Here is a 14296-nt window from a genome sequence, read left to right as displayed (position 1 = left end):
CGCGCTTTCGTCCAGGTCGGACGCCAAACCCTCTGAAGACAGCCCCCTGAAAAGGCTCAGGGCTGCTCCCCGACCGGTGCGACATACTCGCCCATGTCGGGCGCATCGTCCTGCGGCTCGCCACGCTGCAGGTTCGAGTGGCGGATGCCGTAGGCGAAATACAGCACCACCCCGCCCGCCAGATACCATAGGAAGAACATCAGGACCTTCATCGGCACCGTCGTGATCAGGTAGACGCACGACGCGATGCCCAGCAGGGGGACCACCGGATAGAACGGTACGGTGAAGCCGCGCGGCAAATCGGGCGCGGCGCGACGCAGATAGATGACCGACAGGCAGACGATCGAGAACGCCGACAGCGTCCCGACCGAGGTCATGTCGCCGAGCACGTTGATGTCGAAGAACCCCGCCGCCACTGCGGTGATGACGCCGACCAGCACCGTGTTGACATAGGGCGTCTTGAACGTCGGGTGCACGGTCGCGAACACCCGCGGCAACAGCCCGTCGCGCGCCATCGTGTAGAAGATCCGGGTCTGCCCGTACATCAGCACCAGCACCACCGACGTCAGGCCGATGATCGCGCCGATCTTGATGAGCTTGGCGAGCCAGCTCCAGGTCGGGCCGAAACTGTCGACGACAACGGCGACCGGATCGGGCACGTTGAGCGCGGTATAGGGCACCAGCAGCGTCATGATCGCGGCGACGAGCATGTAGATCAGCGTGCAGACGACCAGCGCCCCGATGATCCCGAACGGCATGTCCTTCTTTGGATCCTTCGCCTCTTGCCCCGCCGTCGAGATCGCCTCGAAGCCGACATAGGCAAAGAACACGATCGAGGCGGCGCGCATGATCCCGTCGACGCCGAACTTGCCGTCGCCTTGGCTGGCGGGGATGAACGGCGTCCAGTTGCGCGCGACCAATTCGTTGAAGTGCGACAGCACGATCGCGCCGCCGACCGCGATGAAGGCGACCAGCACGCCGACCTTGATCGCGACGATGATCGTGTTGACCTTGGCCGATTCCGCAACGCCCCGCACCAACAGCGCGGCAAGTGCGAGGCAGATCAGGAACGCCGGCAGGTTGAAGATCGTCGTCACCCGTTGTCCGTCGACCAGCACCGGCACGCCGCCCCGCATGAGCGGGTACCCGGCCGGTCCGGTGAACTGCGGCGGAATGTGCACGCCGAAATCGGCCAGCAGGCTGACAACATAGCCCGACCAGCCGACCGCCACCACCGACGCCGCCAGCCCGTATTCGAGCATCAGCAGCGCGCCCATCATCCACGCGACGAACTCGCCGAGCGTGGTATAGCCATAGGTGTAGGCCGATCCGGACACCGGCAACGTCGAGGACAGCTCGGCGTAGCACAGCCCGGCAAACGCGCAGACGATACCCGCCACGACGAACGACAGCAGCACCGCCGGTCCTGCATGCAGCGCGGCCGCCGAGCCGGTGCGCACGAAGATGCCCGCGCCGATGATGCAGCCGATGCCCAGCATCAGCAGGTTCCATTTGCCCAGCGTACGCTTCAGCTCGCTCGCCGCGGTTTCGCGTTGCACCTGCGCAATGGATTTGCGCGCGAACATGCGCTCGACGATGCCCCTCGCGGCCTTGGTTGCCATATTTCCCCCGGGGTCAGATAAGCCAGCCAACGCGTCTAAGCGCAGCGACCAACCGGGACAACGCAATCTTGCTGCTTTCTAAGGGGTTAGCGTTTCGAAGCCCGTGGCAGACACACGGCTCCCCTGCGCTCCGCAACGCGACACTCGGCCAGCGTTGGTGATCGACTGCTGTCATCAATCGTATCCGAATAATCGATTGGACAAATGTCGGTCATATCCTGCATCTTCCGATCACGCAGGTAACACTGATTGAGAGAGGACGCCGACATGGCCGATTACGAACAGCCCAAGAGCAGCGGTTGCCCGATGGGCCCCAACGGCGGCGGCGAGGTCAAGGCCCGCTCGCTGCTCGGTCGCACGAACAAGGATTGGTGGCCGGACGCGCTGCCGATCGACATGCTGCACCAGCACGGCGTATCCCCCGACCCGATGGGCGAAGAGTTCGACTATGCCGAGTCGTTCCAGCAGCTCGATTATGCCGCGCTCAAGGCAGACCTGACGGCGCTGATGACCGACAGCAAGTCCTGGTGGCCTGCCGATTACGGTCACTACGGCCCGTTCATGATCCGCATGGCATGGCACGCCGCCGGCACTTACCGCGTGACCGATGGCCGCGGTGGGTCGTCGTCGGGCCAGCAGCGCTTTGAGCCGCTCAACTCGTGGCCGGACAACGGCAACCTCGACAAGGCGCGTCGCCTGTTGTGGCCGCTGAAGCAGAAGTACGGCAAGAACATCAGCTGGGCCGATCTGTTCATCCTCGCCGGCAATGTCGCGATCGAGAGCATGGGCGGACCGATCTTCGGTTTCGCCGGCGGCCGCAAGGACGTCTTCGCCTCCGAGGGCGACACGTTCTGGGGTGCCGAGGAGCTGTGGGTCAACGAAGGTGCGCAGACGCGCATCAGCGAGGACATGCCCGAGCTGGAAGGACCGCTGGCTGCGATCCAGATGGGTCTCATCTACGTCAACCCGGAAGGTCCGGGCGGTGATCCGAACCCGCTCCTGTCCGCGCGCGACATGAAGGCGACCTTCCTGCGGATGGCGATGAACTCCGAGGAAACCGTCGCGCTGACCGCCGGCGGCCACGCGTTCGGCAAGTCGCATGGCGCCAAGCCTGCCCCGCATTTCAAGGCTCCGTCTTCCGAATCCGTGCACATGCAGGGTCTTGGCTGGATGACCGACAGCGAGGAAATTGGCCTGGGTCACATCACGACCTCGGGCATCGAAGGCGCATGGTCGAACAACCCGACCAAGTGGACCGGCGACTATCTGCGCCTGCTGTTCAAGTACGACTATGAGCTGACCGAGAGCCCGGCCGGCGCAAAGCAGTGGCAGCCGGTCAATCCGGCACCCGAGGACATGGCACCCGACGCGCGCGATCCCAACAAGCGCGTACCGACGATGATGACCACCGCCGACATGGCGCTGAAGATGGACCCCGAGTTCCGCGAGATCGCGCTGCGCTTCCGTGACGATCAGTCGGCACTCGACGACGCGTTCGCACGCGCCTGGTTCAAGCTGACGCACCGCGACATGGGTCCGCGCGTTCGTTACCTCGGGCCTGAGGTTCCGGAAGAGACGCTGATCTGGCAGGATCCGGTTCCCGAGGGCACCGCACCGTCGGACGCCGACGCCGCTGCGTTCAAGGACGCCGTGCTATCGAGCGGGCTGACGATCGGCGAGCTGGTCAAGACCGCTTGGGCGTCGGCATCGAGCTATCGCCGGTCGGACCACCGCGGTGGTGCGAACGGTGCGCGCATCGCGCTCGCCCCGCAGAAGGACTGGCCGGTCAACGAGCCCGAGCAGCTGAGCAAGGTCCTGGCCAAGCTCAACGAGCTGCGCGGCGACATGTCGCTGGCCGATGCGATCGTGCTGGCCGGATCGGCTGCGGTCGAGAAGGCAGCGCGCGATGCCGGCCACGACGTGTCGGTGCCGTTCCTCGGTGGACGCGGCGATGCGACGCAGGAGTGGACCGATGTCGAGAGCTTCGTGTGGATGGAGCCGCAGGCCGATGGCTTCCGGAACTACCTGAAGACGCGTCACCCGGTGAAGACCGAAGAGCTGCTGCTCGACAAGGCCTCGCTGCTCGGCCTGTCTGCGCCGGAGATGACGGTGCTGGTCGGTGGCCTCCGCGTACTCGGCGCGAACTTCGGCGATGCGCCAGAGGGCGTGCTGACCGAGCGTAAGGGCCAGCTGACCAACGACTTCTTCGTCAACCTGCTCGACAACGACACCTTCTGGGATCTGGTCGACACGTCGAGCGACGAGAAGTTCATCGGCTACGATCGTGGTGGTCGCGAGAAGAAGTGGCAGGCGACCCGTACCGACCTGATCTTCGGCTCGAACTCGCAGCTGCGCGCGACGGCCGAAGTCTATGCCGAGAACGGCCACGAGAAGAAGTTCGTGCGCGACTTCGTCAAGGCGTGGGTCAAGGTCATGAACGCCGATCGTTTCGACGTCACGGCCAAGCCTGTTTCGTCAAACCAGGCGACCTGAACTTCGGTGACATGAATATAAGCCGTGGTGGGTCGGACAATGTTCCGGAACACCACGGCTTAGCTATGACTGGCCTATGTAGTTCATAGGCAATTACACGGTACCCGCCCTCGCTCGTCGTCTGGGGCCATTGCGCTACACACGTATGCGAGACGGTCTGCGAAAGCGCCGGTTATCAGATCTTCGCGAAGATGATCGCATTCGTCACGCCACTTCAGGAACGCCCAAAGTCACCCGTTTCGGCGGTAGACAGACGCATCGCGTGATCGTGACAGGACCAGCCAGAGAGGCCGATTTCGACAGGTTCCTGGCGATGCTCATCGACCCAACCAAAGTTACGCAGATGCCTTAGCTCACGGCGCAGTTCGTATGAGCAATTTTGCGCTAAATTTTATAGTTCTCGGCAAAGGCTCGGGAGGAGACGGAACCCTAACGTCTCGCAACTCTCTACGATGACGTGAGGATCACCGTGCGAGCCAGCCGCCATCGACGGCAAGGATGTGGCCCTGGACGTAGTTGGCTGCTGCCGACGACAGGAACACCGCCGCACCGCCGAGATCGCTCGCGTCGCCCCATTTCCCTGCCGGGATGCGGTCGAGAATCGAGCGGTTGCGGGTCTCGTCCGCCTGTAGCGCGGCGGTGTTGTTCGTCGCGATGTATCCCGGTGCGATCGCATTGACGTTGATGCCCTTGGCCGCCCATTCGTTCGCGAGCAGCTTCGTAAGGCCACCGATCCCCGACTTCGATGCAGTATAGCTCGGCACGCGAATGCCGCCTTGGAACGTCAGCATCGAAGCGATGTTGACGATCTTGCCCGAGCCTTGCACGATCATGTGACGGCCGGCGGCCTGGCACAGGAAGAACACCGACTTGAGGTTGGTGTCGATCACCGCGTCCCAGTCCGCTTCGGTGAAATCGACCGCGTCGGCGCGGCGGATGATGCCGGCGTTGTTGATCAGGATGTCGAGACCGCCGAGCTTGGCCACCGTCTCGTCGACGACGCGCTGGACCGGTTCGATCGTCGACAAGTCGGCAGACACGATCTCCGCTTTCCGGCCAAGCGCGCGGATCTGCGTGACGGTATCCTCGGCAGGCGTGCGGCCGACACAGGCCACGTCCGCGCCGGCGGTCGCGAGCGCGAGTGCGATCGCCTGGCCTATGCCGGTGTTGGCGCCGGTGACGATGGCGACCTTGCCGGTGAGATCGAAGGGATTTGTCATGCTTTCTCTCTCGTTCCCCTCCTGCCTGCGGGAGGGGCTAGGGGGAGGGGAAATGCGGACCAACGCTCGTGGACACGCCCTCCCCCCGACCCCTCCCGTTAACGGGAGGGGAGCAGAAGTTACGCCAGTTGGCAGATATCCAGCACGTTCATGTCGGTATAATCCTGGTTCTCACCCGCCATCGCCCAGATGAACGCGTAAGCCTTCGTGCCCGAACCCATGTGGATCGACCAGGGCGGGCTGATCACCGCTTCCTCGTTCGCCATGACGATGTGGCGCGTGGCCTCGCCTTCGCCCATGTAGTGGAACACGCGATCCTTCTCGAGATCATCGAGCTCGAAGTAGAAATAGATCTCGCTGCGACGCTCGTGGATGTGCGGCGGCATCGTGTTCCAGACCGAGCCGGGCTTCAGCACCGTCAGTCCCATGACGAGCTGCGCGCTGTCGCAGATGCCGGGGATGACCATCTGGTAGATCGTGCGCTCGTTCGAGTCCTCGAGGCTGCCGCGCTCCAGCGTGGTCGCATCGCCGACCGAGATCACCCGCGTCGTGAACGCCTTGTGCGCCGGGCACGATGCCAGATAAAGGCGCGCCCCGTCGCCGGAGAACTGTACGTCCTTCGCGCCCATCGTCACGTACAGGCAATCCTTGTTGCCGAGCGTGAACGTCTCGCCGTCGACCGTGACGGTGCCCGTGACCTTGCCGACGTTGACGACCGCGAGTTCGCGGCGTTCGAGGAACGGGTGACCTGCCGCCGATGCCGGCTCGACCTGATCAGGCAGCTTCACCGAGCCGCTGGCGACGGCGACCCCGCCGATCACGAAACGCTCGGCATGGGTGTAGTTGAGCACGCATTCGCCGTCGCGGAACAGGTCCTGGATCAGGTACCGGTCGCGCAGTTCGTCGTTGGAGACGCACTCCATCATGTCGGGATGCGTGGCGTAGTAGGTGCGGTCGTACATGCGGGACTCCGATGGCCGAGAGATGGATGCCGGAAGCGACACCTCAGTTGATAGAACCGATACCGCTCCGCATATTTTGGCGCAAGTGACCACAATACGGGATTTATAAATCAGTCGCGGCCAACGTCGCCAACGCGGCGTTCACCCAACGCCGCCGGCGATTGGATGGTCGCGCGGTCGAGCGCCTCGGGGATCAACGCCAGACACTGGATCGCGGCAAGACCCCATTGCGCGGACGCATTGGTCGAGACACCGGGCCATTCGGTGACGTGACCCTCGGTATGCCGTGGATCCGTCGGCCATGTGCCAAGCCCCGCATCGCCGGACAGGAACTCTCCCGCCGCCCGTGCCGCGAGCGTCATATCCTGCGTTTCGTGCGCGACATACGCAGTCAGCCGGGAATGCGCCTCGCGTAAGTTGCGCGGGCCAAACGGTGCGCCGAACTTTGCCAGATAGTCGGCTTGGGGCGCGTTGTACCAGCGGCAATAGTCGAGCCAGGCGGTCCGATAGCGCGGCACATCGAGCAGGCGGATAAGTTCGGAACTTACCTCGACAGCGCCGAATACCGCGTTGAGATGCGAGAGCCGGATACCGCGATTCTGGTCAATGAACCGGCCCGAGGCGAGATCGAACGGCGCGCTACCGGTCATCCAGCCGTGCGGCAGGCGGCCGATGCTGTCGAGGCCGGCGACGATCCGGTCGCGCCAGCGAGAGTCGCCGGTCCGCTCCCATTCGGTCAGCCACGCCGCAGCGAGCGGGCACCAGGTCGTGCCGAAGGTCATCTCGATCGTTCCCGTCGGCAATACCGGCTTCTCCGCCCCCGGTACCTTCCGCCCAATCTCGACCTGCTGGAGCGTCTGGTCGGAGGTGAGCAGGTCGCGCATCAGGTCGCCGACGCGCTCGTCCGCGGTCAGGTAATAGAAGATGCGGCGATAGCTGGCGTTGCTGACGCGTGGCTGTTTGGAGCTGTCGCTCCAGTGCTGGACACCGTGGCGCGTACCCATGCCGGCGAAACGCCCGCCATGATAGACGTCGACTTCGCCGGTATGGCGAGTCATCGCTTCGGCAAAGCGGAACGCCTGCGCGTTGCCGGTGCGCAGGACCGAATACCAGAGCCAGAGATCGGGCGAGAGTTCGCTGTTATCCCACGCGAACCCGCCGATATCGTAGCGCCAGCGATGCCGGTCGCTGTCATAGGTGTGCATGATGTCGCCGTGGTTCCAGAACCCGTACCAGGACCGGCGGTCGACCTCGCCCGCGTAGAAGTCGATCAAATTGTCGAGCTGGTTCTCGATCGCGGTGCGGTTCGGCGTCGAGCGATCGGGCAGGCTCCAATCGCCGAACACGTGCGCGGCGTGGAGATGCTCGGGGCTCGCCATCAATTGCGGCGGTGTCGCTTGAGCCTTCGCCATCTGCGCGAGCGTCACGGTGTCGGGCGTTGCAGGCAACGCCCAGAGCGTCAGTTCACTGGTCCGCGCGATGCCGGATGCGTCGTCCCAGCCAGGCTCGTAATCCTCATAGGTGACGGACAGCCCCTCGTTCTGCGCGGCAAATCCCCCCATCCCCATCGCACCGTGATAGGGCCGCAGGTCCATCGCGGGCGCCTCGGGCGACCAGAGCCACGCGGTCAACCGTGCCGCGTCGCCATCCGCGCCGTCGATGTGGAGCGCAGTCGGGTGCCGCTGCCAAAAATAGCGCTGGCCGAGCGCGACGCCGCCATTCGGACCGCCAACATAGGCGAGCCCAGGCGCGCGGCGACCTTCGTCCGCGTCGATCCAGCCCTGGCCGGGCGCGGTCCGCTTAGTCAGTTGCCAGCCATTGGCGTTGGGCTGTTCAAGCCGGAAGTCACCCCAGGCGGGGATTCGCTCGAGCGTGTCGCGCACCGCTGGCGCCATCGTTGCCAGCGGCGGGGTCGCGCGGCCGGCGACCTGCGCCCCGCGAAACGCTCGGCCGGGGTCGCGACGCAGGCCGGTAAGCGGTCGGACACCCTCGGCGAACATCTGGCCGTCGGCGGCGATGCGGACGTGGCGATCGTGGAGTGCGCCACGCATCGGCACGGACGCCTGCACGCCCAGGCTCGCAAGAAAGTCGTGCCCCGCATTGCCGTCGAACACGAAGCTGTGGACGATCCGCAACGCCGCCGATCCGGCATAGGCATAGAGCCGCACCGTAAAGGGGAGCCAGCGACGATCGGCCATCGCGTGCCGTCCCTCGATCTTGACGACCGCGCGGACGGGTCCGCGTTGCTCGATGGTGACCTTTTCGATCTCGCCGGCGAACGACATGGGTTCGCCGTGGAGCGGGTCGGACTTTACCGAACCAACGAGAGAAACCGCGCCGAGTACGAGCCGCCCGGACTGACTGGCCGAGCGGACCAATGCGGGGCCGGTGCGACCGATCTCCCAGCGCAGGTCGCCGACGTCGATGACCACCGCATCGGTGGTTTCGGTGACCTTCACCGCGCGCGCTGGTGCCGTCGCCCGACCGCGCGTGACGATCAGGCCAGCGGGCGCGACATCGGCGGGTATCGCGTGGGCGGTCGACTTGATCGAACCGTCGGGCCAGGTCGCGGTGGTCCAGGTCTGCGCGGGTATGTCGGCACCATTGGCGGTGCGAACCGCGAGCGCGGTGTTGCGCTTAAGCACGCCGCGCGGCCACGCGACGCCGAACGTCTGCCCCATGTGCATCGTCGGCGCTGCCCCGTCGATCCAGCGGATCGCGGCAGACTGGAACGCAGGCACAGGCGCGGCATCGAGCCGGACCGGCAGCAACGCGGTCGCACCGCCAAGCAGTGCGACCTTCAGCGTATCGCGCCGCGTAGGGTTCATTGGGGTCATGATCGTCTCCATCAGCGGCGCGTGATCGACAGGTGGCGGATGCGCAGGTGGCTCCACGTGGTCCGCAGCCCGAACTGGCCGGACGCATAGGGTGCGGGATCGTCGAGCGTGAACACCCGCCGCCCGTCGCGCTCGACCGCCACCGTCCGCCCGTCCGCGATCAGCCGGATCGTCGTCCAGCGATTGGGCTGAAGCATGTCGGCGGCATCGCGCCTGTCGTGCTGGGGCAGCAGCGGGCGATCGCCGGTGCGGCCGACATAGCGGCGGAAGCGGGTCGTCGTGTTCCGGTTGCCGCCGATGCCGACATAATAGGTGCGCAGGCTGTCATAGTCCGCGAAGGCACCGCGGCGGCGGTGGACGAGAACGGAACTGCCGTCGTCTTCACGGGCCATCCAGAACGCGTTGAGATCGCTGACCGTGTCGTTTGCGCCACCCTGCGATACCGCCAACGCTTCGAACCGAATGACGACCGGTCCTGCGACCGGCTTACGCCACCATAGCGTCAGGCCCTTCGCGGTATCGATATCGATGATTCCGCCGCGTTCGGTGACTCGCGCCGCGGGATCCTCGGCTTCGACGACCCAATCGGCGAGCGGCTGGCGGGCGATCGACATCGACGGCACGCTGGCGAGGATACCCGCTACGATGTGAAGCCGTGCATTCAAGCGCATGCTGCCCTCCCCATGCGCTGTCATCGCGCTCCGCCATTGCATAGGCCGCGAAATCGCCGCCGCCAAGTTCGTGCCGAATATTAGTTAGGCATTCCACATGATGGTTATTTCATCGAGATGCCGGTTGCTCTTTCCGGAACGGCGTCGCATCATGCGGGAAAGAAGACGCGGGAGAGTGTGGGTGAAGAACGGCCTGTTGATAGCCATCGCTCTGGTTACGCCTGCATTGGGCGGAGCCGCCCCTGCCCCGATGCGGATCTTCATCGCCAGCGACTCGACCGCACAGGACTACAAGGCGGATCGCTATCCGCAGTCGGGTTGGGGCACGATGCTGCGATGCGCCGTGACGCCAAACGTCAGCATCGAGAACCGCGCGATCGGTGGGCGCAGCACCAACAGCTTCATCCGCGAGGGCCGGCTCGACAAGATCGCCGCGGACCTGCGGAAAGGCGACACGCTGCTGATCCAGTTCGGTCACAACGATGCGAGTGTCGACAAGCCCGAGCGCTTCACGACTATCGAGCAGTATCGCGCGAACCTCCGCCGCTTTCTCGACGTCGCCAGCCATGCGGGTGCGAAGGTGGTGATCCTGACTCCGGTCGCGCGACGCGATTTCAAGGACGGGGTCGAGCAGCCGAGCTTTCCGACCTATGCCGACGCGGCGCGACAGGTGGCGCATGAGACGCGGACGCCGCTGATTGATCTCGGCAAGACGTCACAGGCCTGGGTGCAGGCGGCCGGGGCCGACGCGGCGAAGGGCTATTATTTGCATTACACCGGCGCAGCAGGAGCGCCCGGCTATCCCACCGGCGTCGCCGACGACACGCATTTCAGCGAGATCGGCGCGCGGCGGGTTGCCGATCTGGTGGCGACCGGGCTCCACCGTCTGAAGCTGCCGATCGCGCGGTACGTGACGCCTGGCACTCCCGCCCTGACACGCGCGACGCCGGCGGGTGGCCCGTCGTGCGGCTGATCGGCGCGCTGGCTCTGGGACTTACGTTAACGAGTACCGCAGCGGAAGCGCAGGTACGACGGTTCGTGTTCGGTGGTGGTGCGGCCCCAAAAGACGCCGTGTCGGTGACGGTCGGGCGCGTCTATGCGGACGGCTACGGTTTCGAGGGCGGTAACCCCGCGCTGTTCTCGGTTGCGGTCCCGCCAGGTAATTATCGGGTCACGGTGACGCTCGGCCTGCCCAAGATGCGTACCGACACCAGTATCAAGGCGGAATCGCGACGGTTGATGCTCGATACGGTCGTCGTGCCGGCGGGGCGATCGCTCACGCAGAGCTTCGTCGTCAACGTCCGTGATGCCGCACTCACCCCGCCGCCGCTGAACGCGCCGGGTGGGACCGCGGTGCTGCTCAAGTCACGCGAGCGCGGTTCGTTCAGCTGGGACGACCGGTTGTCGCTGGAGATCCTAGGCACGAAGCCCGGCGTGACTGCGATCACGATCGAGCCGATCACGGTGCCGACGATATTCCTGCTCGGCGACTCCACCGTCACCGATCAGCCGGCCGAGCCTGCTGCGAGTTGGGGGCAGATGCTCCCCGCATTCTTCCGTCCGGACATCGCTGTCGCCAATCACGCGGAATCGGGCGAGACGATGAAGTCGTTCATGACCGAATTGCGCTTCGCCAAGGTGCTGGAGTCCGCGAAGCCGGGCGACTGGGCGCTGATCCAGTTCGGGCATAACGACCAGAAAACGCAGTGGCCGCAGACCTACGCCGCTGCCGAGACGACCTATCGGGATTACCTCCGCGCGTGGATCGCGGAGTTTCGGCGTCGGGGCGTCGACCCTGTGCTCGTGACCTCGCCAGAGCGGCGGATGTGGGCGGGCGAGAATATCCGCCCGACCCTCGCGGAGTATGCCGCGGCGGTGAAGGCGGTCGGCGCGGAATTGCGCGTGCCAGTGATCGACCTGAATGCCGCGAGCATCCATTCCTACGAAGCGCTCGGACCGGCCCGCGCGCCGCTCGCGTTCAACGATGGCGGCAAGGACGCGACGCATCACGACAATTACGGCGCGTGGGTGCTCGCGCGGGCGGTAGCGGCGGGCATTGCTACCGCGAAACTGCCGCTCGCCGAGCATCTGAAGCCGGACCTGACAGCATTCGACGCAGGCCATCCGCCCGACCCTGCCACGTTCCGGCTTGCGCCGAGCGTGGCGCATGATTCCACCCGACCGGACGGAAACTGAGATGATCACGCGACGTACGATCCTGGCCGGTGGTCTCGCCAGTGGACTGACGAGCCTGTTGCCGCTCCGCGCTTTCGCACAGGACACGACGCTGGCGGTGGAGCGGTTCGCGCTCTGGCCAAGTGCCGCACCCGGCGGCCCGACACCGGCGGTTGCCGACCAGTGGGTCAAGCGATCGCCGACCGGCGCGGCGGACGACATCGCCTGGCCGCATGTCGCGACGCCGATGCTGGCGGTAGTGCGGCCAGCCAAGCCCAACGGCGCCGCGGTGCTGATCTGTCCCGGCGGCGGTTACGCACGCGTAGCGGTCGGCCGGACCGGCGGCGGCATCGCACGCGACTTCGCGGCGCGCGGCATCACCGCGTTCGAGCTGCTCTATCGCCTGCCGCACGATGGCTGGGCGGCGGGACCGGATGCGCCACTGCAGGATGCACAGCGGGCGATGCGCGTGATCCGCGCGGGTGCGGGCACGCGCTGGACAGTCGACCCGGCGCGCGTTGCCGTCACAGGCTTCTCCGCTGGCGGGCATCTCGCGGCACGGCTGGCGTCCAGGTCAGGTACGCCGATCTACGCGCCGATCGACGCGGCCGACCGCCTGTCCGCAAAGCCCGTGATCGCCGGGCTGTTCTTTCCCGTCGTGACGATGCTCGACGACGGTGTGCATGCGCAATCGCGTCGCGAATTGCTGGGGCCACACGCCGCCGATCCAGCCTGGCAGCGGCGCTATTCGACGCAGATCGACCTTCCGGCCGACATGCCGCCGAGCTTCGTGATGGCGAACGCCGATGATCCAGCAGTGCCGGCGCGCAACAGCATCCTGCTGTACGAAGCTCTGCATGCCGCCAAGATCCCGACCGAAATGATGGTGTTCGAAAAAGGCGGCCATGGCCCGCCTGCCCCGCACCGCGACGGCACGGCGATACCGTGGATGGACCTGTTCCTGGCCTGGTCGCGCGACCATGGCTGGCCCGCGTGACGATAAGGATCTGACGATGCGAAACATTGCATTCGGGCTGAGCATCGCGCTCGCCATCGCCGCGCCTTCGATGGCGGCAAAACCGGCCTCATGGATCGATGCGAAGACCGGCCACAAGGTCCTGCGACTGTCCGACGCGTCCGGCAATTACGCGCTGTATTTCAACTACAACGCCTACACGCCGCAGGGCGACCTGATGATCTTCCAGACTGCCGACGGTATCTCGGTGGCGGATACGAAGACATGGGCGGTCAGATCCTTGCTGCACCGGCCGGGCGCTCACCTGCTGTTCGCCGGGCACAAGACGCGCACCGCGTACTTCTCCGAACAGGCCAAGGGTGGCGACGACGCGCCGATTACGATCTATGCCGCCGACATCGATACGGCCAAGGTCCGCAAGATCGCGGTCGTGCCGAAGGGCAGCCGCATCGATACGCTCAACGCCGACGAGACATTGCTCGCCGGACAGGTCGCGTCGCGCGACATGCCGCTCCAGCCCAACGCGGCGGGGGTCGATATCAAGACCGGACAGACGGCGTACGCGGCGAACTGGCCCGACGGCCGGCCGATGGTCTATGCCGATGCCAAGGAGTTCCGGCTGAACCAGCGGCTCGACGCCAAGATCCCGATGGAGATTTTTACCGTCGACGTCACGACCGGGCAGCGGCGCAGCGTGGTGAAGGCGACCGACTGGCTCAACCACCTTCAATTCTCGCCGACCGACCCGACGCTGCTGATGTATTGCCATGAGGGGCCGTGGCACCGCGTCGACCGTATCTGGACCATCCGCACCGATGGCAGCCAGATGACCAAGGTTCAGACGCGGACGATGAACATGGAGATTGCCGGCCATGAATTCTGGTCGCCCGACGGCAAGACGATCTGGTACGATCTGCAAACGCCGCGCGGCGAGGATTTCTGGTTGGCCGGCTACGACGTCGCCACTGCCAAGCGCCGCTGGTATCATCTCGAGCGCAACGAATGGTCGGTCCATTATAACGTCTCGGCGGACCAGACACTGTTCTCGGGCGACGGCGGCGACAGCGAGATGGTCGCGCACGCCCCCGACGGGAAGTGGATGTACCTCTTCCGCCCCAAGCCGGTTCCGGATGTCGCCGGGATTCGCGCCGACAATGCCGACAGCCTGATCGAAGCGGGAACCTTCGCCGCGGAGAAACTCGTCGACATGGGCAAACAGGATTACAAACTCGAGCCCAACGCGCGCTTTTCGCCGGACGGGAAATGGCTCATCTTCCGCGCGAACATCGAGGGCAAGGCGGCGATCTACGCGGTGGAGATCGCCATGCCCCGGCCCTGAC

The 14296-nt window shown here is 65.3% G+C and carries 10 protein-coding genes; 5 read left to right on the top strand and 5 right to left on the bottom strand.

The genetic code is table 11. The annotated features are described in order from the left end of the window. Positions 1–56: 56 nt before the first annotated feature. The gene (locus tag ASE69_RS16210; RefSeq protein WP_056488931.1) at positions 57–1622 is read right to left on the bottom strand and encodes an amino acid permease; all 1566 of its coding nucleotides are present in this window, start codon (positions 1620–1622) and stop codon (positions 57–59) included. Between the two features lie 267 nt (positions 1623–1889). Here ASE69_RS16210 and katG point away from each other — a divergent pair, with 267 nt between their 5' ends. Further along, positions 1890–4115, top strand: a complete 2226-nt coding sequence (gene katG, locus ASE69_RS16205) for a catalase/peroxidase HPI (protein WP_056488929.1) — start codon at positions 1890–1892, stop codon at positions 4113–4115. Positions 4116–4579: 464 nt separating this feature from the next. Here the strand turns inward: katG and kduD are convergent, their stop codons facing one another. The 4 genes from kduD to ASE69_RS16185 all read right to left on the bottom strand — a co-directional run bounded on the left by kduD (position 4580) and on the right by ASE69_RS16185 (position 9805). Further along, on the bottom strand, positions 4580–5335 hold the full coding sequence (kduD, locus tag ASE69_RS16200; protein WP_056488927.1) for a 2-dehydro-3-deoxy-D-gluconate 5-dehydrogenase KduD: 756 nt from the start codon (positions 5333–5335) through the stop codon (positions 4580–4582). 119 nt (positions 5336–5454) lie between these two features. Continuing rightward, a complete protein-coding gene (gene kduI / locus ASE69_RS16195; protein ID WP_056488924.1) occupies positions 5455–6297 on the bottom strand; it encodes a 5-dehydro-4-deoxy-D-glucuronate isomerase in 843 nt (280 codons plus the stop codon). 110 nt (positions 6298–6407) lie between these two features. Then, positions 6408–9134: a hypothetical protein gene (locus ASE69_RS16190; protein WP_056489456.1), complete on the bottom strand. Its 2727-nt coding sequence runs from the start codon at positions 9132–9134 to the stop codon at positions 6408–6410. Positions 9135–9145: 11 nt separating this feature from the next. Further along, positions 9146–9805 carry a DUF6250 domain-containing protein gene (locus ASE69_RS16185; protein WP_082453212.1) on the bottom strand — a complete coding sequence of 220 codons (660 nt, stop codon included), beginning with the start codon at positions 9803–9805 and terminating at the stop codon, positions 9146–9148. A 181-nt stretch (positions 9806–9986) separates the two neighbouring features. Here ASE69_RS16185 and ASE69_RS16180 point away from each other — a divergent pair, with 181 nt between their 5' ends. From ASE69_RS16180 to ASE69_RS16165, 4 genes are read left to right on the top strand one after another with little or no spacing between them, the layout of a single operon-like run. After that, positions 9987–10778, top strand: coding sequence for a rhamnogalacturonan acetylesterase (locus ASE69_RS16180; protein WP_235518881.1), 792 nt, complete (start codon positions 9987–9989; stop codon positions 10776–10778). After that, positions 10769–12001 (top strand): rhamnogalacturonan acetylesterase, encoded by a 1233-nt coding sequence (locus ASE69_RS16175; protein WP_056488920.1) that lies wholly within the window; start codon positions 10769–10771, stop codon positions 11999–12001. Before ASE69_RS16180 ends, ASE69_RS16175 begins: the two co-directional genes overlap by 10 nt. 1 nt (position 12002) lies before the next feature. Then, positions 12003–12977 (top strand): alpha/beta hydrolase, encoded by a 975-nt coding sequence (locus ASE69_RS16170; RefSeq protein ID WP_056488918.1) that lies wholly within the window; start codon positions 12003–12005, stop codon positions 12975–12977. Between the two features lie 16 nt (positions 12978–12993). Further along, positions 12994–14295, top strand: a complete 1302-nt coding sequence (locus ASE69_RS16165; protein ID WP_056489452.1) for an oligogalacturonate lyase family protein — start codon at positions 12994–12996, stop codon at positions 14293–14295. Position 14296: the final 1 nt, after the last annotated feature.

The sequence above is a fragment of the Sphingomonas sp. Leaf208 genome, assembly GCF_001421415.1.
Taxonomy (GTDB): domain Bacteria; phylum Pseudomonadota; class Alphaproteobacteria; order Sphingomonadales; family Sphingomonadaceae; genus Sphingomonas.
The sequence above is the reverse complement of the archived record's forward strand: the minus strand, read 5'-3'. Positions and strand labels throughout refer to the sequence as shown.

Bases quoted from the DNA above. Each gene is read 5' to 3' on its own strand.
- ASE69_RS16210 (WP_056488931.1), bottom strand. From the start codon at position 1,622: ATGGCAACCAAGGCCGCGAGGGGCATCGTCGAGCGCATGTTCGCGCGC.
- katG (WP_056488929.1), top strand. From the start codon at position 1,890: ATGGCCGATTACGAACAGCCCAAGAGCAGCGGTTGCCCGATGGGCCCC.
- kduD (WP_056488927.1), bottom strand. From the start codon at position 5,335: ATGACAAATCCCTTCGATCTCACCGGCAAGGTCGCCATCGTCACCGGC.
- kduI (WP_056488924.1), bottom strand. From the start codon at position 6,297: ATGTACGACCGCACCTACTACGCCACGCATCCCGACATGATGGAGTGC.
- ASE69_RS16190 (WP_056489456.1), bottom strand. From the start codon at position 9,134: ATGACCCCAATGAACCCTACGCGGCGCGATACGCTGAAGGTCGCACTG.
- ASE69_RS16185 (WP_082453212.1), bottom strand. From the start codon at position 9,805: ATGCGCTTGAATGCACGGCTTCACATCGTAGCGGGTATCCTCGCCAGC.
- ASE69_RS16170 (WP_056488918.1), top strand. From the start codon at position 12,003: ATGATCACGCGACGTACGATCCTGGCCGGTGGTCTCGCCAGTGGACTG.
- ASE69_RS16165 (WP_056489452.1), top strand. From the start codon at position 12,994: ATGCGAAACATTGCATTCGGGCTGAGCATCGCGCTCGCCATCGCCGCG.